Source organism: Lederbergia galactosidilytica (genome assembly GCF_017873565.1).
Classification (GTDB): Bacteria; Bacillota; Bacilli; order Bacillales; family Bacillaceae_C; genus Lederbergia; species Lederbergia galactosidilytica.
This window is the reverse complement of record NZ_JAGGKH010000006.1, coordinates 74,486-92,991: the sequence shown is the minus strand read 5'-3', so window position 1 is coordinate 92,991 and position 18,506 is coordinate 74,486. Positions and strand designations below refer to the sequence as shown.

The 18,506-nt window shown below is 36.6% G+C and carries 16 protein-coding genes; 15 read left to right on the top strand and 1 reads right to left on the bottom strand.

From position 1 onward, the window contains the following. Window positions 1-35 precede the first annotated feature (35 nt). From J2Z23_RS07925 to J2Z23_RS07910, 4 genes are all read left to right on the top strand, one after another. Window positions 36-920, top strand: coding sequence for a sugar phosphate isomerase/epimerase family protein (locus J2Z23_RS07925; RefSeq protein ID WP_209973618.1), 885 nt, complete (start codon window positions 36-38; stop codon window positions 918-920). Next, window positions 904-2,040, top strand: a complete 1,137-nt coding sequence (locus tag J2Z23_RS07920; RefSeq protein ID WP_209973616.1) for a DUF6807 domain-containing protein — start codon at window positions 904-906, stop codon at window positions 2,038-2,040. Before J2Z23_RS07925 ends, J2Z23_RS07920 begins: the two co-directional genes overlap by 17 nt. Further along, entirely contained in the window at window positions 2,030-4,414 is a 2,385-nt protein-coding gene (locus J2Z23_RS07915; RefSeq protein WP_064467625.1) for a glycosyl hydrolase family 95 catalytic domain-containing protein, read from the top strand. The genes J2Z23_RS07920 and J2Z23_RS07915 overlap by 11 nt, the downstream gene beginning before the upstream one ends. A 176-nt stretch (window positions 4,415-4,590) precedes the next feature. Then, window positions 4,591-5,946 (top strand): ABC transporter substrate-binding protein, encoded by a 1,356-nt coding sequence (locus J2Z23_RS07910; RefSeq protein WP_057987847.1) that lies wholly within the window; start codon window positions 4,591-4,593, stop codon window positions 5,944-5,946. 290 nt (window positions 5,947-6,236) lie between these two features. Here the strand turns inward: J2Z23_RS07910 and J2Z23_RS07905 are convergent, their stop codons facing one another. Beyond that, window positions 6,237-6,740: a DUF309 domain-containing protein gene (locus tag J2Z23_RS07905; RefSeq protein WP_057994913.1), complete on the bottom strand. Its 504-nt coding sequence runs from the start codon at window positions 6,738-6,740 to the stop codon at window positions 6,237-6,239. Between the two features lie 358 nt (window positions 6,741-7,098). Here J2Z23_RS07905 and J2Z23_RS07900 point away from each other — a divergent pair, with 358 nt between their 5' ends. The 11 genes from J2Z23_RS07900 (at window position 7,099) to J2Z23_RS07850 (ending at window position 18,476) form a co-directional block, all read left to right on the top strand. Continuing rightward, window positions 7,099-7,857, top strand: a complete 759-nt coding sequence (locus J2Z23_RS07900; RefSeq protein ID WP_057987874.1) for a segregation/condensation protein A — start codon at window positions 7,099-7,101, stop codon at window positions 7,855-7,857. Beyond that, complete coding sequence (gene scpB / locus J2Z23_RS07895; protein ID WP_057987850.1) at window positions 7,844-8,431, top strand: SMC-Scp complex subunit ScpB; 588 nt, start codon at window positions 7,844-7,846, stop codon at window positions 8,429-8,431. Before J2Z23_RS07900 ends, scpB begins: the two co-directional genes overlap by 14 nt. A gap of 346 nt (window positions 8,432-8,777) precedes the next feature. Continuing rightward, the gene (locus tag J2Z23_RS07890; RefSeq protein WP_209973614.1) at window positions 8,778-9,905 is read left to right on the top strand and encodes a D-alanyl-D-alanine carboxypeptidase family protein; all 1,128 of its coding nucleotides are present in this window, start codon (window positions 8,778-8,780) and stop codon (window positions 9,903-9,905) included. After that, the gene (locus tag J2Z23_RS07885) at window positions 9,898-10,494 is read left to right on the top strand and encodes a nucleoside recognition domain-containing protein (protein WP_057987855.1); all 597 of its coding nucleotides are present in this window, start codon (window positions 9,898-9,900) and stop codon (window positions 10,492-10,494) included. The genes J2Z23_RS07890 and J2Z23_RS07885 overlap by 8 nt, the downstream gene beginning before the upstream one ends. 3 nt (window positions 10,495-10,497) lie before the next feature. Continuing rightward, window positions 10,498-11,031, top strand: a complete 534-nt coding sequence (locus tag J2Z23_RS07880) for a spore maturation protein (RefSeq protein WP_209973685.1) — start codon at window positions 10,498-10,500, stop codon at window positions 11,029-11,031. Window positions 11,032-11,137: 106 nt separating this feature from the next. Then, a complete protein-coding gene (locus J2Z23_RS07875; RefSeq protein WP_057987857.1) occupies window positions 11,138-11,875 on the top strand; it encodes a pseudouridine synthase in 738 nt (245 codons plus the stop codon). 265 nt (window positions 11,876-12,140) lie between these two features. Continuing rightward, the gene (gene resA / locus J2Z23_RS07870) at window positions 12,141-12,674 is read left to right on the top strand and encodes a thiol-disulfide oxidoreductase ResA (RefSeq protein ID WP_318249264.1); all 534 of its coding nucleotides are present in this window, start codon (window positions 12,141-12,143) and stop codon (window positions 12,672-12,674) included. Between the two features lie 15 nt (window positions 12,675-12,689). Further along, the gene (gene resB, locus J2Z23_RS07865) at window positions 12,690-14,336 is read left to right on the top strand and encodes a cytochrome c biogenesis protein ResB (protein ID WP_057987861.1); all 1,647 of its coding nucleotides are present in this window, start codon (window positions 12,690-12,692) and stop codon (window positions 14,334-14,336) included. Window positions 14,337-14,664: 328 nt separating this feature from the next. Next, the gene (ccsB, locus tag J2Z23_RS07860) at window positions 14,665-15,855 is read left to right on the top strand and encodes a c-type cytochrome biogenesis protein CcsB (RefSeq protein ID WP_057987863.1); all 1,191 of its coding nucleotides are present in this window, start codon (window positions 14,665-14,667) and stop codon (window positions 15,853-15,855) included. A gap of 138 nt (window positions 15,856-15,993) precedes the next feature. Next, window positions 15,994-16,707 (top strand): response regulator transcription factor, encoded by a 714-nt coding sequence (locus tag J2Z23_RS07855; RefSeq protein WP_057987865.1) that lies wholly within the window; start codon window positions 15,994-15,996, stop codon window positions 16,705-16,707. Further along, window positions 16,704-18,476, top strand: coding sequence for an ATP-binding protein (locus tag J2Z23_RS07850; protein WP_057987867.1), 1,773 nt, complete (start codon window positions 16,704-16,706; stop codon window positions 18,474-18,476). Before J2Z23_RS07855 ends, J2Z23_RS07850 begins: the two co-directional genes overlap by 4 nt. Window positions 18,477-18,506 lie beyond the last annotated feature (30 nt).

Below are 18,506 nucleotides of genomic sequence, written 5' to 3'. Positions count from 1 at the left end.
TGCATAGAAAAAAATAGAGCAGGAGGATAAAAAAGATGCAAACTGAATTTGGATGTTGTCTTATTATCGGATCATTTGTACCACAATCGAATGGGGACAATTCTATTAAGGGGAAGGTGACGCAACTACAAGAGGGTTTAGATTTATTAGCGGAAAATGGCTATGATTTTGCGGAATTAACGGTTCAATTTCTCACACAACTAACAGATGAGGAGTTTCAGCAGGCGAAAAAAGTAATTCAACAATCTCCTTTAGATATCCCTGTCTGTAATAGCTTTATTCCTCCACAATTAAAAGTTGTGGGCCCAACAGTGTCTTTTGCGGATTTAGATACCTATTTAGAGTTGGCGATGAAGCGAGTCCATGAAATTGGTGGAAAGCAAATTGTTTTTGGAAGTGGGGAAGCCAGGAACATTCCTGAAGAATTTTCTACAGCAGAAGCATATGAACAAATTACACAGTTTCTATCTCGTTGTGAAACATATGGTGCAAAGTATGGAATTACCATTGCGATTGAACCATTAAATAAAGCAGAAAGTAATATAATCAATACTGTAAAAGAGGCAATATCCCTTGCAGAAGAGGTGAATTTACCACATATCAAAGTACTAGCGGATAGCTATCATATGGACTTGGAGAATGAGTCCTTTACATTTTTAACCCAAGGAATAAAGGATGGGTGGATTTCTCATGTTCATATATCTGATCGAAATCGGCGATTTCCAGGAGAATTAAATGAGGAAGAATCAATGGATTTTTCTAAGCTTTTCCTTGTTTTACAAGAAGCAAAATATAAAGGTCGGATTTCAGCAGAATGTAATGCAGCCTCGCTTGTAGAAGTAAGTGCCCAATCACTACAGTTTGTTAAAAATACCTGGTTTGCGCAAGAGGAGGGTCTAACAAATGTGCAATCAGATTAAAATAAAAGTAGCAGCGGGAAACCATGACAGGGAACACTGTCCTGTTTCATTTCAATTGCTAAAAACATCTTTACCATTATTTGAAATAAATTCGCTTAATGTGCACATGTTTGATGAGAGTGGTGCTTCGGTAGCTGTACAGACCGAAGAAACAGAAGATACGATTGTACTACATTGGTTAATTCGAGAATTGGCTGCACAAGAAACAATCACTTATACAATTAAGTTTAATGAAGGCAAGCCAATAAATGAGTTAGGAAGTGTGGATATCTTCGAAAGAGAAAATAGGTTTGATATCTTAATAGATAATGAGCTTGCAACTTCCTATGTAATGGATCCGGCTTTAGCAAAACCTTATATTGGGCCGATTATTGGACCAAATGGCAAAAGTTATACACGGCTTGATTTTGAGACAACTGAGCATCCGCATCATAGATCGATCTGGCTTGGAATCGGGGATGTTAACGGAATAGATGCATGGAACGAACGACCAAACTATGGTAAGCAAAAAATTAATCATATTCGAGAAAAGTATGCTGGGCCAGTTTTTGCTAGAATCTCATCTGAAATAGAATGGACAAATTTTAAAGGGCATCCGCTTATGAACGAGCGCCGAACGTTTACCATTTTTAATACGCCAGCCGATGCTCGTCTTATCGATATATCATTTACCCTTAGTGCGGATTTTGGAAGAGTTGAACTTGGAGCAACAAAAGAAGCTGGGCCGCTAGGGATCCGAGTTGCTGAAACGATGAGTGTTGACCGAGGTGGGACAATTGTGAATGCTCATGGCTCTATAAATGAAGAAGAGTGTTGGGGCAATAGCGCACCATGGTGTGATTATTTTGGAAAGGTTGGAGGAGATATACTTGGAATTGCAACATTTGAAGATCCGCAAATAACTGAATTTCCAACGTATTGGCATATTCGCAATTATGGTTTAATTGCCCCGAATAATTTTTATTTTCGAGGTGGTCAGGTTTTAAACAAAGGTGAATCACTTTCTTATACCTACCGAATTTATTTCCACAGAGGAGATACACAAGAAGCCTCTGTTGCTGAGCGTTATCAAGATTTTATTCACCCGCCTAAAGTGAAAGTGATAAAAGATGATGAATGAAGAAAATGATCGTTACAAGTTAAAATTAAGCTATCCTGCTTCATGGTGGAAAAATATGTGGAGAGAAGCTTTACCGTCTGGGAACGGCAAGATTGGTACAGCTGTTTATGGAGGTATTAAAGATGAAACGATCCTTATGAATCATGAGGATTTATGGCATTTAGGGAAAAAAGATGAAGTTCCTGATGTCCGATATACTCTTGAAGAAACAAGAAAATTAATGACCGAGAAGAAGTATAAAGCAGCTAGTTGGAATTTGGCAAATACCTTAAAGGATAAAGGATATAAGACGCGTTTAGCTTCTAGATTACCGCTTGGAGCCTTGAAAATAACCATGGCTTGTGAACATGCTTTTAAAGATTACCGAAGAATACTCAATATGGAAACAGGTGAAATATCGGTCAAATGGAAGGATGGCCCAAAAAGTTATGAGCGGAAATTATTTGTCTCCCGTACGGATGATCTAATTGCATATGAGATTACCTCAACTTCCCCTTCAATTCAAGCGGATGTTCAATTAGCACTTCATAAAAGTGAAGCAAAAAAACTAATCGACATAGCTCCTCTACTTATGGAGGAGGCTGAAGAGATAGTGAAACCACCTTATTATTATTATGCAAGCAAAAATGAGGACGGAACAGACTTTGGGGCAGTTTTACGTGTCATTATGACGAACGGTGAAATGAAGGAAGGAAAAGAGCATATTCAACTAACCAATGCTGGCAAAATTCTCATTTTAGTAAAAGTATTTTTAAAAGGAGAGCGGCATAAGGATTGGGAAAGATTGAGAGATGAATTAGCCAATATCAATTGTGATTATAATGAACTACTTTGCCGACATGAAAAGATTCATAGGCGGTTATTCCACTCTGCAAACCTAAAATTAAGTAGGAACGTTGATCCACGTTCAAACGAAGAGCTGCTTCTTGAAGCATATAGTGGAGAAGCACCAACTAGCTTAATCGAAAAAATGTGGGCATATGGAAGGTATTTATTTATTTCAGGAACGAGACCAACAGGGCGGCCATTTGGCTTATATGGGCTATGGTTTGGAGATTATCGCTTAATGTGGGGCCATAATATGGCAAATGAGAATATCCAAATGATGTATTGGCATGCTAATGTCGGTGGTTTGATTGAATTTACACCTGCTTTATTTGCTTATTATGAGCAGATGATGGAAGATTTTAGAATAAATGCGCGGAGGTTATATGGATGTCGGGGAATTTTTATTCCTGCAGGCACTACTCCGGGAATTGGGGTGCCAAACCAAGTGGTGCCGGTGATTATGAATTGGACTGGTGCAGCGGGATGGTTAGCAAAACATTTCTATGACTATTTTTTATTTAGTGGTGACCGATCTTTTTTAAAGAAGAAGGCTCTGCCATTTATGCGGGAGGTGGCCTTGTTTTATGAGGATTTCCTTGTGCAAGGTGAAGATGGATTTTATCAAATCTATCCATCGGTTTCACCAGAAAACACACCGAAAAATCATATGCCACAAAACGGGCAACCATTAGCACACCCAATGCCAACAACGATTAATGCTACGGTTGATTTTGCGATAATGAAGGAATTATTATCCCATTTAATTGAGGGAAGTAAATTAGTTGACGAAAAAGCAACAGATAAGATTAATTACTGGGAAGAAATGTTAGCAAGAATTCCTGATTATCAAATTAATGAGGATGGAGCAATTCGTGAATGGATGCACCCTGATTTTATTGATCGTTATGATCACCGGCATTTATCCCATATTTATCCCATTTTTCCTGGGCAAGAAATCACACAGGAGGATAAACCTTATTTATTTCAAGCTTTTAAAACAGCTGTAAAAAAACGATTAATTGGTGCGCAAACAGGATGGTCGCTTGTCCATATGTCATCTATATATGCTCGAATGGGCGATGGAGATAAAGCGCTTGAATGCTTAAATGTATTGGCGCAATCCTGTTTAGTGAATAATTTCTTTACCTTGCATAATGATTGGCGCGGAATGGGGATCTGTATGGATTCGCAAACGGCTCCAGTTCAATTAGATGCAAATTTAGGATGGATCAATGCAGTGCAAGAGATGCTTATGTATGTTTCTCCCTCTGTAGTAAAAATATTACCTGCTCTTCCAGGAAAATGGAAGCAAGGAGAAGTTATGGATCTTTGTTTTACAACTGGGAAAATCTCGTTTTCTTGGGATACAGAAGAAAAAGTTTTTTTTGGAAAGATAGAGGCGCAAAGGGAAACAGAAATACGGGTAATATTACCTGAGTTTTGTAAATATAATTTGCAAAAATCCCCTATTATTAGGATGGTGACAGCGAACTGTTTGGATATTAAACTTAATAAAGGCGAGGTTTTGATCTTACAGTCAGTATAACTTCTTAAGCAGTTTCATGTACTGTAAAAAATTAACTTTTTATTTTCACCAGTGGAATAGAAATAGGCAATTTTTATTGAATAATTTATTTTGAACAAATAATGTGGAGCAATACTAGGCTCCTTTTTTTATACTGTTTGTAAGCGCTTTATAAAGAATGAAGGGGTGGTCAGTTTATGAGGAAAAATGGATTTATTTTGCTGTCAATACTGTTTTCTCTATTTTTAATTGTTGGTTGTTCATCTTCAAAAGGTAGCAATGAGTCAGCGGCTACTGGGCAATCTCCCAAGAGTGAGCAAGGACAAAAGCAAAAGGAAGAAGAAGGCGAATTTGAACCAGTTACTTTACTCATGATGACACATTGGAATGATGAACAATTTGCAACATATTTTAAAGAGCCTGTTGAAGCAAAATTTGATCACATCACATTAGAGCATGTGCAATCACGTTGGGATGAAATTGAGGAAAATGTGTTTGCCAAAAAGCTTTACCCCGATTTAATTATGACAAGTGTAAGTGCAGAATATCTTGAAATGGATTTATTACTTGATCTTACCCCATATATTGAAGAAACCAATTTTGATTTAGATCGATTAGAACCAAGCATTTTAAACTATTTAAAAGAACAATCTAATGAAGGCGAATTAAATGGACTTCCGCTCATTCGGCCAGAATATGCGCTTGTTTATAATCCAGATATATTTGATCTCTTTGGAGTTGACTATCCAACAGATGATATGACTTGGGATGAGGTAATTGAGCTCGCTCGTGAAGTAACTGGAGAGATGGGCGGCGTCCACTATCGTGGGTTACATCCTGGTAACTTTGACTTTATGATGCGACAAACGGAAACTCCAAAATTAGTGGATCCAGATACCCATGAACCGATTATCGATAAAAATGAAGCATTTAAAATATATTTACAGCGATTAGAAGAAATATATGCTATTCCGGGTAATTCATTTGATTCTGTTGAAGATATGAAAGATGTAAGAGGGGTCGACTTAATGAGACAAGGACAACTTGCAATGGCGGCTGATCGAGCATTCGCGGGTGCCTATGTAGGAGCTGCTGTTGAGAATGGCTTGAATTTTGATTTTGTGACGTATCCTCGTTGGGGGGGAGAATTCGGCGATTATGGACCGAATGAACCTGGAAATGGAATTGTAGCTACGACAACCTCGGAACATCCAAGGGAAGCCTTTCGGGTCATAGAATATTTATTAAGTGATGAATATCAAATGATCAAGTCTGAAAATGGAGATCTTCCCTCTGTCGTAACACCTGAGGTACGAGAAGCATTCATGAAAGGTCATGAACACTATGAAGATATATTAAAAGACAAGAACTTAGCGGCGATTACGGATGTTGAAGCTGCACCTCTACCGAGAATTTCTCAGTATGAAAGTGAGATCATGGAAGAAGTCGACTATAGGGAAGGAATTTTTGAAGGAAAAGATATTAATACAATTATTCGTGAAATGCAAGATAAAGCTGAAGGAAACGCGAAAAGTGTATTATCTAAAAACTAACATTTCATCAGCTAATCAACGGTAAGTATCTTGCCGTTGATTTTTTAATCAGTAAGTAAAAAATCGGTACGGGAATACATTGGATATGTTTATGTCTTTAGCAGTTAGATATGGAAATAAAGTAATGAATGATCCTAATTTTTTTAATCGCTTTTTTTATGAGCTGCTGCTTATGCTACGTCGGATACAAATATTTTGAGGAGAAACCCGCTAAGCCATTGAAATACTTTGATAGAAAGTCTTATTGACAAATTCATTTAAAAGAAAAAAGACTTTTTATAGAAACATTTTCAGACAGAAGTCTTGTTTTCATGCTTTTTACTATTAGGTGTTCTTCGCCATTTATGTTTAAATAATATTTGTACGGGAGTGTTTGTATCTGGATTTCCCCAATTTATGGACTTTTCATTACAGTATGACTGACAAAGAATATATAATTTTTTATCTTTGATAGGAAAGTTAATTGCCTTATATGGTTGATTTTTGCGCATTTTCTGGTGGCTGTCTTTTAATATTTTGATTAATTCAGGATAATGAATCCCAAGTCTATCCATTTCTAGATAGGAATTTTGTAAGAGCAAAAGAACCCTGTTCATTAATTTAATGGCACCTTTTCTGTTATTATTTCGATAATGGTAATAACTAACAGCTAGTTGGATAAGGCCAACCCAAATTGAATTTCGCTCCATTCCGTGATCCTTCCAGTACTCCTCAAGAACCTCATGACATTCAAAATAATCTCGATCAACATGGAAATGGTACAGATATTTTATATAGGATAAAGGAAAATCCATAACTCGTTGTCTCCTTTCAATTTCATTAAGTTCCCTCTGTATATATATTAAAAAACACTTTAAATATAGTTTAACATTATAAGAAAAACTAAAGTAGAGAATCTTGTTTTTTCTACTGTCACTGTTATATGATAAGAAAGAAAATACTCAACCGCTGTTTTAAGGTTGCGGTAAAATACGTCAATACGGGCTAAGAAGAACGTCTGAATAACTTTAGACAATAAGATTACTAAAGTAGGTATTGAAAACTATTAAGCAACTGAAGCTGTTGTTAACTTTTTTGTTAGTAAGTATTGATAGCTAAAATTTTATAATTTCCGAAACAGCAAGAAAAAATGTGACAAAATTTGGTGATAGAATGGAGTATCAAGTAAAGTTAGAGAAGTTTGAGGGGCCGCTTGACCTTCTTTTGCATTTAATTAATCGGTTGGAAATAGACATTTATGATATTCCTATGGCTGAAATTACTGAACAATACTTGGCATATGTCCACACTATGCAGGAGTTGGAATTAGATGATGCTAGTGAATATTTGGTGATGGCAGCAACCATGCTTTCGATTAAGAGTAATATGCTTTTACCAAACCATGATCAACCTGAAGATGACTACATATATGAAGATGAAGACCCACGTGATGAACTAGTGGAACAGTTAATCGAATATAAAAAGTTTAAGGAAGCATCTATTACCTTAAAAAATAAAGAGGCTGATCGGAGCCTTATGTATACAAAGCCTCCTTGTGATTTATCGGACTATACAAGGGGAACAGGCAACGAATTGAGTTTGGGGGATGTGACGTTAGCAGATATGCTTGGTGCGTATCATAAATTGATCCGTAGAAAGAAATTGCAAAAGCCACTGCAAACGAAAATTAGTTATCAGGAAATATCGATAGAGGATAGAATGACTGAAGTTTTGCAACAATTATCAACGCAAGCTAATCGTATTAGTTTTTACGAGTTTTTTCCATATGAAGATAAAGAACATTTGGTGATTACCTTCCTAGCCATGTTGGAATTAATGAAGCGCAACGAAATTATTGTAGAACAAACAAATATGTTTGGTGATATTTTTCTATCCTTGCGAAAGGAGCTTATCGCTATTGGAGGAAGATAAACAGTTAGGCATTTTAGAAAGTTTGTTATTTGCTGCTGGGGACGAAGGGTTATCTCTCAAACAAATTGGTGAGGCTATGGGAGTATCCGAAGAAAACTCTTTTCAATTACTTGATGCCCTTAAGAATAGGTATGAGGAAGATGAAGCAAGAGGAGTGACTATTGTTGCCTTTGCAGAAACATATCAACTTGTAACCAAAAAAGAGTTCTCAGATTATCTGAAAAAACTTGTTGAAAGTCCTAGTACTTCTTCTCTCTCTCAAGCAGGTTTGGAAACATTGGCAATTATTGCCTATAAGCAGCCTATTACAAGGGTCGAGATCGAAGTAATTCGGGGAGTCAAAACAGAACGACCGATTCAGACGTTAGTTTCTAAGGGGCTAATAAAGGAAGTCGGGAGAGCAGAAGGGACTGGAAGGGCCAAATTATATGGAACAACCAGTGAGTTTCTAGATTATTTTGGATTAAAGGATCTGCAAGAATTACCAGCACTTGAGGAAATTTCGAATGATAGCCATGCTGAGGAAGATGAAGCTGATTTATTCTTTTCATCTTTTAAAGAACAAATTGAATAAAGCACAAAAAAACTGTTGATATTTCAGCAGTTTTTTTTGGCTTAAAAATAGAGGCAGCATGCATAGTGCTATCTCTATCAATGATTTTCTTTAAATTAATCATATCAAAAAACAAAGGGCATAAACTTGTACAAATAGACTTAGTAAAAGCAGGGCACTCCCGAAATGCTTTATGAGCTCCGTAATACACGAGAGTAAAACATGTTTAGAGAGAGTGCTAGCAGTAGTTGCAAATTCCGGATGTAAAGCAGCAGATAGGTATTCTTTTTTGAGTAAATTCCAACTAAGTATCACTTAACAATTTTAAGTTGCATATTGGTTAGGTCAAGCATTGGGGAGCGAGGGAATGAAAGCTAGAAAACGAATATTAGTCGTGATTGTATTGGTCATGTTTTTCCAGTTAGGTATGCTTCCGAAAAAGGCTAAAGCTGTTTCGGTAAGTGCATCTGCAGCGATCCTGATGGATCAGGAAACGGGAAGAGTTTTATATGAACATAATGCTAATGAGACTCATCGAATTGCCTCTATCACAAAAGTAATGACAGCTGTTTTGGCTATAGAATCAGGCAAAATGGATGAGACTACAACAGTTAGCAAAAGAGCAATATATACAGAAGGTTCTTCAATTTATTTACAACAAGGCGAAAAAATTAAATTAGAGGACCTTGTTTATGGTCTCATGTTACGCTCAGGAAATGATGCAGCAACTGCTATTGCTGAACATATTGGAGGTAGTGTAGAGGGATTTGTTTTTCTCATGAATCAAAAAGCAGCGGAGATAGGAATGACTCATACTGCATTTGCGAATCCTCATGGATTAGACGATCATGAAGAACATTACTCAACGGCGTACGATATGGCTTTATTAACTCGTTATGCCATGATGAATCCAAAATTTCAAGAAATTTCAGGTACAAAATCATATACACTTACACGAGAGAATGGTGCACATAAATGGAAAAATAAAAACCGCCTTTTAACAGAGAAATATGAGTATTGCACTGGGGGAAAAACAGGCTTTACGAAAAGAGCAGGACGGACACTAATCACTACAGCAACTAAGGAGAACAAGGATTTAATTGCGGTGACATTAAATGCTCCTGATGATTGGACAGATCATATTTCTATGTATGAATATGGTTTTAAAACATATTCTCAGAAAACGATATTATCTAAAGGCTCACTTGCCTTAAATATAAAAGAAATGGAAGGAAAGAATTTTTTCCTGAAAGATTCGATCGTTTATCCTTTATCTGAGGAAGAGGTAGATAAAGTGAGAATGGAATATAAGCTGTTACCGGCAAAGCAATTAAAAAGTTTGCAAAAGGGAAAAGCTGGGATAGCTATTATGTACTTACAAGATGAACCTGTTAAAAAAGAAATAATATATTTAAAAGAAGAAGATCCTGAAAGTGAAAATTTGTGGGATTATTTTAAAAAACTAATGTTTAGCAGGGCAGATGCCCATGATTAATTATATTTGGATTGCAATGACGTTAATTGGATTAGTTTTTGCCGCAGTCAATGGAACGATGAAGGAAGTCAATGAAGCGATTTTTCAATCGGCAAATGAAGCGGTGACCATCTGTATTGGTTTAATTAGTGTCCTTGTATTTTGGCTTGGAATGATGCGGATTGCGCAGGAAAGTGGGTTGCTGGATAAGCTGTCAGCTTTATTTAAACCGATCGTATTAAAACTTTTTCCGGAAATTCCACCTGATCATCCTGCAGCTGCTTATATCTTATCGAATATTATTGCTAATATGCTAGGTTTAGGTAATGCAGCTACTCCGTTAGGAATTAAAGCAATGGAGCAATTAAAGGAACTTAATGGTGGGAAAGACACAGCTAGTCGCTCTATGATTACTTTTCTCGCTTTAAATACATCTGGTTTAACACTGATTCCAACAACAGTAATTTCAATTCGTATGAATTATGAATCTACAAATCCTACAGAGATCGTTGGACCGACTTTAATGGCAACAATTTGTGCTACGGCAGTAGCAATCATTGTGGATCGCTATTTTTATCAGCGCCGAATGAGAAAGGGCGTGAAGAAGTAGATGATGCAGATTATTTCTGTCGTCTCATTATGGATTATTCCAGTTATGATCGCAATCATACTAGTTCACAGTCTATGGAAGAAAAAACCAGCCTATGAAAACTTTGTGGAGGGTGGCAAAGAGGGAATTAAAATTGCCATTTCCATCATTCCATTTTTAATTGGGATGTTGGTCGCGATTACTATTTTTCGAGCATCAGGAGCTCTTGACTTTTTTATTCAACTGATCCGCCCAGTACTAGATTTAATTGGAGTGCCAGCAGAAATTGTTCCTTTAGCTTTTATCCGCCCAATCTCTGGAAATGCTGCATTGGGACTAATGACAGATATGATTTCTGTTCATGGACCTGATTCCTTGCTTGGAAGAATGGCATCCATTTTACAAGGGAGTACAGACACTACATTTTATGTGTTGACAGTCTATTTTGGAGCTGTAGGCATAAAAAAAATGGGTGATGCTTTAAAGGTAGGTTTGCTTGCTGATTTAGCAGGTATTTCCGCGGCTATTCTTATTACAACAATCATGTTCAGTTCATAAACTGGACATGATTGTTATTTTTTTTGATTGTATTCAATCCTCTTTCTTTGAATTTTAGGGTATATGTGTAATAATTCTAACAGAAAAACCATGAGGTGAAGAAAAAATGGAACGATTACAAAAAGTAATAGCGCATGCTGGTGTGGCTTCAAGAAGAAAGGCAGAAGAGCTTATTTTAACTGGCCGAGTAAAGGTAAACGGTAAAACAATCAGAGAGTTAGGCACGAAAGTATCGCCTACGGATAAAATTGAAGTAGATGAAGTCCCAGTTGTTCAAGAAGAAAAAAGATATTTTCTTCTTTATAAACCACGAGGAATTATTTCCGCTGTTTCCGATGATAAAGGCAGAAAAGTGGTAACAGATTTTTTTCCAAATATAGAAGAGAGAATATACCCTGTTGGTCGACTTGATTATGATACTTCTGGATTGTTAATCCTAACTAATGATGGGGAGTTTTCTAATTTGCTTGCTCATCCTCGATATGGGATTAAAAAGTTGTACATTGCGAAAGTAAAAGGGATCCCTACCAAAGAAGATTTGAAAAAGCTGGAGAAAGGCATCCATTTAGAAGATGGGAAAACTGCCCCTGCAAAAGTGAAATTAACTTCTACAGATAAGCGAAAAGGAACGGCCATTGTTGAAGTTACATTACATGAAGGTAGGAATAGACAAGTTAGAAGAATGCTGGAAGCCATTGGGCATCCGGTTATGAAATTAAAAAGAGAGCAATACGGTTTTTTAAATTTACATGGATTAAATGCAGGTGAGTCGAGAGAATTAACCTTGCATGAGGTTAAGCATTTACGGACTTTGGCGCAAACTGGAAAAATAGGGCATATTTAATACAAGCGGGCAAACATGAAGAAAGGCTCAACCTGGTTACTACTCACTGTAGCTATGTAAAGTCTGGTAACTCTATGTGACAAGTTCAGGAAAATTCAGTTTAAGTAGTGAAGAAGAAACAAAAAGGAACCCGAAGAATCATTTTCATCTTTTTATTTACATTCGATTAGGGGAAATTTCACATAAACTTCAAAACCAGTAACTTTGATAATGAATGCAAAGGTGTATAATGGATTCAGTGTGTATTGGCAAGGAGGGAAAAAAGGTGTCAGTAAAAAAGAAAAGACGTCTCTTAATGCGAACAGTTATATTAATTGTTTTATTTGCTGCTGTAGGATTTACCCTTTATGCAAGTTTGACAAAAGATAAATCACCAATTGTAGTAGGGGAAAAGGCACCAGATTTCGTTCTTACAGATTTAGAGGGGAATAAGCATCAGTTGTCTGATTATAAAGGAAAAGGAGTTTTTATTAACTTTTGGGGTACTTGGTGTGAACCTTGTAAAGTAGAAATGCCTCATATTAATACGCAATATAATGAGTATAAGAGTCAAGGCGTTGAAGTACTAGCAGTGAACATGGGTGAACCGACTTTATTAATAAATAACTTTTTAGATAAATATGATTTTACTTTTCCGGTTTTAGAGGACAAAAGTAAGGATGTGGCAGGTCTTTATAATATTTATAAATTGCCGGCGACCATTATAGTTGATTCAGATGGGGTCATTGTCGATATTGTAGAAGGGCAATTGCCTGAAGGAAGAATTAAAGCTATGATGGAGCAAATTAAGCCGGAATAAGGGAGTTATTAAGTAATGAAAGAAGTAAAATGTGAATGTGGGCATATTAACCCGATCGGAACGATTCTATGTGAATCTTGTGGACGGGCATTAACCGACCAGGCGAAAAAAGAAAAACTTCATGATATGCGTTATGAGGGGAGTGCTCGCAGATCCCAAACGTACAATCAAAAAATCATTGATAAGATTTGGAATTTCTTTTCTTCTGTTAAAGTTGGTGTTTGGTTAATCGTGATTACATTGGTGATGTCATCTTTTGGCACGATTTTCCCGCAAGTTATGTACATACCGCAAAATGCGGACCCATCCACATACTATACGGAAAAGTATGGGTTCTTTGGAACCATGTATTATGTATTCGGTCTATATGATTTATACAGTTCATGGTGGTATTTATTATTAATTGCTTCAATTGGGATTTCGCTAGTTATTTGTAGTCTAGATCGCTTTATTCCTTTGTACCGCGCTTTGAAAAATCAGCGAGTTAGCCGCCATGAAAGTTTTTTAAAGCGACAAAGACTTTATAATCGTGTTCAAAAAACGGATGAAACAGATCGTGATTTTGAATTGATAAAGCAAAGAATGAAAGAAAAAAGATATAATATCCGTGAAGAAGATGGACAAATCTTAGCGGAAAAAGGCCGATTTTCTCGTTGGGGGCCTTATGTTAATCATATTGGATTAATTATTTTCTTAATTGGTGCGATGTTGCGTTTTGTTCCCGGTATGTATGTAGATGAAACGATCTGGCTTCGAGAAGGGGAAAGAAAGATTATTCCAGGTACACATAAGCAATATGTATTAGAGAATAAGAAATTCATTCTTGAAACATATGAAAAAGGAACGGATAAAGAAGTTTATGATAATGCCCTTGATCGAGCTGGAGGGGTAGCAAAGAACTTCCAATCAGATGTTATTCTATATGAAAGAGATCCAGACCAAGCAGTTGGTTCTGAAGATGAATTAACGGAGAGAAAGCACGCGCAAATTCGCGTAAATGAGCCATTGAAGTTTGATAATTATGCTGTATATCAAACTGATTACAAATTAAATGAATTAAAGGCCATGACCTTTGAACTTGTAAACAAAGAATCAGAAGAGGCTAAAGGAGAAATCACTATAGATTTATTCGATCCTCAAAAAGAATATGATCTTGGAAATGGATATAAAGTTGAATTATTAGGATATTATCCTGATTTTACTGGTATTGACAAGTCAGGTGAACCACAGACAGACTCTGCTGTTCCAGATAATCCCGCTTTCATTTTTAATATGATTTCTCCCGATCATCCTGAAGGGGAAAACAGTTTTGTAGAAATTATGCGAACAACTGAGTTATTGGGAGAAACAGATTACAAAATGGCGTTTAAAGAGGTAAGCACCCGGAATGCAACCATTTTAACTGTGAGAAAAGATTTAACTTTATGGATTCTAGCGATCGGTGGGGCAATCTTTATGATAGGTGTTATACAAGGATCATATTGGAATCATCGACGTATTTGGTTGCAAAATAAAAATGGAGATATTTTAATAGCTGGACATACTAACAAAAACTGGTTTGGTTTAAAGCGGGAAGTAGCCACTATCCTAAAAGATACCTCTGTGCCAGAACCGCTTGATCAACATGAAATGAGGAAAGAACAAATAGCTGTTAGTGAATGAAATAAGTAGAATGCTTAACCTGTCGTCTATACTTTCCCCTGTATGTTGTGGTACATTCTGACAAACGTCCTGTTGATTTCTACACAGACGTACACACTAAAATGTAGTGGAGGGCCGATTAGGGCAATGGACAAATGACTAGAATCTAGAATAGAGGGTTAGTTATTTGATACTAGCCCCTGCCGTCTTCTGTTAGACAACTTGATAAGCTTGAAAGGCGGACTCGGTTTCTCCTGTATGAGTGATTCCAGTATGAAGAAATTATTGCTTTGAAATTTTTGTGATTTCTTAGCTAAGAAAAATAAAGTAAAAGAAAGTGGGAATACAAATGTCTAATTTAGTACAGATAAGCGGTCATCTGTTAAATATCGCCTTTATAATGTACTTAGTGGCCGTCTTTTTCTTTGGAGGTGCGATACGAGACAAGAGAGCAAGGGCAAAACAAAAGGGAACGAATATGTGGTCAAAAATCGCAATAACTATTACGATCCTAGGTTTTATTGCGCAACTAGGCTATTTTATAACTCGATGGATTGCGGGGGGACATATCCCACTAAGTAACCTATATGAATTCACGACGTTTTTTGGCATGATGTTAGTAGGAGCTTTTATATTAATTTATTTTATCTATCGCTTGAATGTTTTAGGTTTCTTTGCTTTGCCAATTGCTATGCTTATCATTGCATACGCAAGCATGTTTCCATCAGATATCGCACCACTTATTCCAGCGTTGCAAAGTGAGTGGTTAATCATCCATGTATCAACAGCTGCCATTGGTCAGGCAATTTTATCGATTAGTTTTATTGCTGGACTTATTTATCTTTTAAAGGTAGTAGATACTTCCAAATTAAGTCTTAAATCTTTTTCACTTGAGTTTATTATGTACATATTGGTTGTCGCGCTCGGTTTTATAATTATTACGACTTCATTCTCGATGGCAAATTATCAAGCCGATTTTAGTTGGGTAAATCGGGAAGGTCAAACATTGGAAGCCAATTATCAACTACCAGCTCTTGTAGGTCCACATGAGGCAGAAAAAATTGGTGGGAATGGCATGGAGCCACTAGTTGAAATGCCGGCACTTGTTAATGCCAAGAAGCTAAACACCGTTATTTGGAGTACACTAGTTGGAACATTATTATATCTATTATTGCGATTAATTTTTAGAAAGAGTATCAGTGCAATATTTCAGCCATTAGCACGAAAGGCGAATTTAGATTTAGTCGATGAGATTGGTTATCGATCTGTTCTAATCGGTTTTCCGGTATTTAGTCTTGGGGGACTCGTTTTTGCGATGATTTGGGCGCAAATAGCTTGGACCCGTTTCTGGGGATGGGATCCTAAAGAAGTATTCGCCCTTATCACATTCCTGTTTTATGCCGTTTTCCTCCATTTACGCTTATCCGTAGGCTGGCATGGAGAGAAATCAGCTTGGCTTGCAGTGGTAGGTTTTGCAATCATCTTATTTAACCTTATCTTTGTGAACCTCATTCTTGCTGGATTGCATTCCTATGCGTAAAATAGAAGTTAGGGTTAAAAGGGGAGATCAGCCATACTAAAGGTATGTTCATAGTGAAAAAGTGCTCACACCCTCAAAGTGCGAGCCTTTTTCTTATTTGATACTTGAAATAGCCAGATTATTTAGGGAGGGTACATAATGAATCAGCAAGTGAAAATTCTTGTAGTTGATGATGAAGATCGTATTCGTAGATTGCTTAGGATGTATTTAGAGAGAGAAAATTATGTAATTGAAGAAGCTGGTGATGGAAATACTGCCCTAGAACTTGCTTTAGAGCATAATTATGATTGTATATTGCTTGATTTAATGATGCCGGAAAAAGATGGTATTGAGGTATGTAATGAAATACGGGAACAAAAAGACACTCCTATTATAATGTTAACGGCCAAAGGAGAAGAATCGAACAGAGTACAAGGATTTGAAGTAGGTGCCGATGATTACATCGTTAAACCATTTAGTCCACGTGAAGTTGTATTGAGAGTGAAGGCGCTCTTAAGACGCTCTACGCAAACTGGTTACAAAGGTTCTACTGCTACAGCGAGAGATATCATTGTCTTTCCTTATTTATCGATTGACCATGATGCTCATCGTGTAACAGCAAATGGACAAGAAGTTAACTTAACACCAAAAGAATATGAGTTGCTTCATTTTTTGGCAAAATCTCCTGACAAAGTATTTGATCGTGAGCAGTTATTGAAAGAAGTATGGCAATATGAATTCTTTGGTGACTTACGAACAGTGGATACTCATGTGAAAAGACTTCGGGAAAAATTAAACCGTGTTTCTGAAAAAGCAGCAGGAATGATTGTAACTGTATGGGGCGTAGGGTATAAATTTGAGGCTAATGAATGAGACTTTGGAGAAGTGTAGTAGGGAAACTATGGATGACAATACTTGTATTGGTTTCCTTTGTATTAATTATCTTAACTATTTTACTTCTAGAGTTTTTTGAAAAATACCATGTTAGTCAAATTGAACAGGAATTGGCTAATCAGGCTAATAAAGTTTCTAGTATTTTAGAAGCCCATGCTGGTGATGGGCTTGGAGAAGAAATTGTTTTTGAAATAGTGGATAAACCATTAGGAGTTATCATTGCTTATAATGAGGAAGATTTTCGTCTCTCACCCGATGCACCGGAACAAGATATAAAACCAGCAAAAAATTTATTAAATGACCCTGACGTAATGAAGGTTTTTACTGGTGGAAAACACATAGTAAAGGAAATTTCGCAGACCGAATATCCGAATAGAGTAAGTCGATATGAAAATGTTATTGTCGCTGCGGCTCCTTTTCAAATCAATGATCAAAATGGGGCAATCCTTATTTATCAGTCATTGTCTGTATTAAAAGACACAACACAGAAAACAACAAGGATCATCTTGCTTTCTGCAGGAATTGCCATCGTTTTGACAACTTTTTTCGCTTTTTTCCTCTCTACAAGGATTACTGCCCCGTTAAGAAAAATGAAAGAAGCTGCATTTCAAGTATCGAAAGGGGAATTTGATACAAAAGTTCCTTTCTTAAGTCACGATGAAATTGGAGAATTGGCGATAGCTTTTAACCAAATGGCCAAAAGATTGAAAATAAATATGAATGTCTTAAGCCAAGAAAAGGAGCAACTGAAAAGCATTTTAAGTAGTATGGCGGATGGAGTCATGACATTTAGTAAGAGTGGAGATGTACTGATTACTAATCCTCCTGCGGAACGATTTTTGCAACAATGGCATAATGAAGGGAAGACCAGCAAAAATTTAATCCCAGGCGAACTAGCTGATCTCTTGGCACAAGCAATATCGACTGAAACAGAACAAACGGAAGAATTAAAAATACAAGGTCGCTATTATGTTGTCATTGTCAGCCCCTTATATACACAGAATCAGCAAAGTGTTAGAGGAGCTGTCGCAGTTATCCGAGATATGACGGAGGAGAGACGACTTGATAAGTTAAGAAATGATTTCGTCTCCAATGTTTCGCATGAATTGCGAACGCCAATTTCTATGCTACAAGGATATAGTGAGGCTATTATTGACGACATTGTCGATTCTGAAGAGGAAAAGAAAGAATTGGCTAAAATTATTTATGATGAATCTTTACGGATTGGTCGACTTGTTAATGAATTATTAGATTTGGCTAAAATGGAAGCAGGCCATATGTCTTTAAATTATGATAATCTAGAAATTGGTGCATTTATTCAACGAATTATGCATAAATTTGGTGGCATAGCGAAGGAAAAACAGGTAAAATTAGAAAGTCAGTTAAGCGATAACCAGTTGTTTTCTATGGACCCTGATCGGATAGAACAAGTTCTAACGAATTTGATCGATAATGCCATTAGACATACAGCTGAAAATGGGTGTGTAACTGTTACACAAACAAGAAATGCCGCTGGTATAACGATAAAGGTTTCTGATAATGGAAGTGGGATACCGGAAGAAGATTTACCTTTTGTTTTTGAAAGATTTTATAAGGCAGATAAAGCTCGGACGAGAGGAAAAGCTGGTACGGGCCTAGGTCTGGCGATTGTCAAAAATATTGTAGATGCCCATAAAGGGGAAATAACGGTGCAAAGCATAGTTGATGTAGGAACAACTTTTATTATCTTTTTACCCAACGCTAAGTGAAAAATGTTGAATACTGCAATTAAATCTTGT

Coding starts and splice junctions, on each gene's coding strand:
- J2Z23_RS07925 (WP_209973618.1), top strand. CDS start 36: ATGCAAACTGAATTTGGATGTTGTCTTATTATCGGATCATTTGTACCA.
- J2Z23_RS07920 (WP_209973616.1), top strand. CDS start 904: ATGTGCAATCAGATTAAAATAAAAGTAGCAGCGGGAAACCATGACAGG.
- J2Z23_RS07915 (WP_064467625.1), top strand. CDS start 2,030: ATGATGAATGAAGAAAATGATCGTTACAAGTTAAAATTAAGCTATCCT.
- J2Z23_RS07910 (WP_057987847.1), top strand. CDS start 4,591: ATGAGGAAAAATGGATTTATTTTGCTGTCAATACTGTTTTCTCTATTT.
- J2Z23_RS07905 (WP_057994913.1), bottom strand. CDS start 6,740: ATGGATTTTCCTTTATCCTATATAAAATATCTGTACCATTTCCATGTT.
- J2Z23_RS07900 (WP_057987874.1), top strand. CDS start 7,099: ATGGAGTATCAAGTAAAGTTAGAGAAGTTTGAGGGGCCGCTTGACCTT.
- J2Z23_RS07890 (WP_209973614.1), top strand. CDS start 8,778: ATGAAAGCTAGAAAACGAATATTAGTCGTGATTGTATTGGTCATGTTT.
- J2Z23_RS07885 (WP_057987855.1), top strand. CDS start 9,898: ATGATTAATTATATTTGGATTGCAATGACGTTAATTGGATTAGTTTTT.
- J2Z23_RS07880 (WP_209973685.1), top strand. CDS start 10,498: ATGCAGATTATTTCTGTCGTCTCATTATGGATTATTCCAGTTATGATC.
- J2Z23_RS07875 (WP_057987857.1), top strand. CDS start 11,138: ATGGAACGATTACAAAAAGTAATAGCGCATGCTGGTGTGGCTTCAAGA.
- resB (WP_057987861.1), top strand. CDS start 12,690: ATGAAAGAAGTAAAATGTGAATGTGGGCATATTAACCCGATCGGAACG.
- ccsB (WP_057987863.1), top strand. CDS start 14,665: ATGTCTAATTTAGTACAGATAAGCGGTCATCTGTTAAATATCGCCTTT.
- J2Z23_RS07855 (WP_057987865.1), top strand. CDS start 15,994: ATGAATCAGCAAGTGAAAATTCTTGTAGTTGATGATGAAGATCGTATT.
- J2Z23_RS07850 (WP_057987867.1), top strand. CDS start 16,704: ATGAGACTTTGGAGAAGTGTAGTAGGGAAACTATGGATGACAATACTT.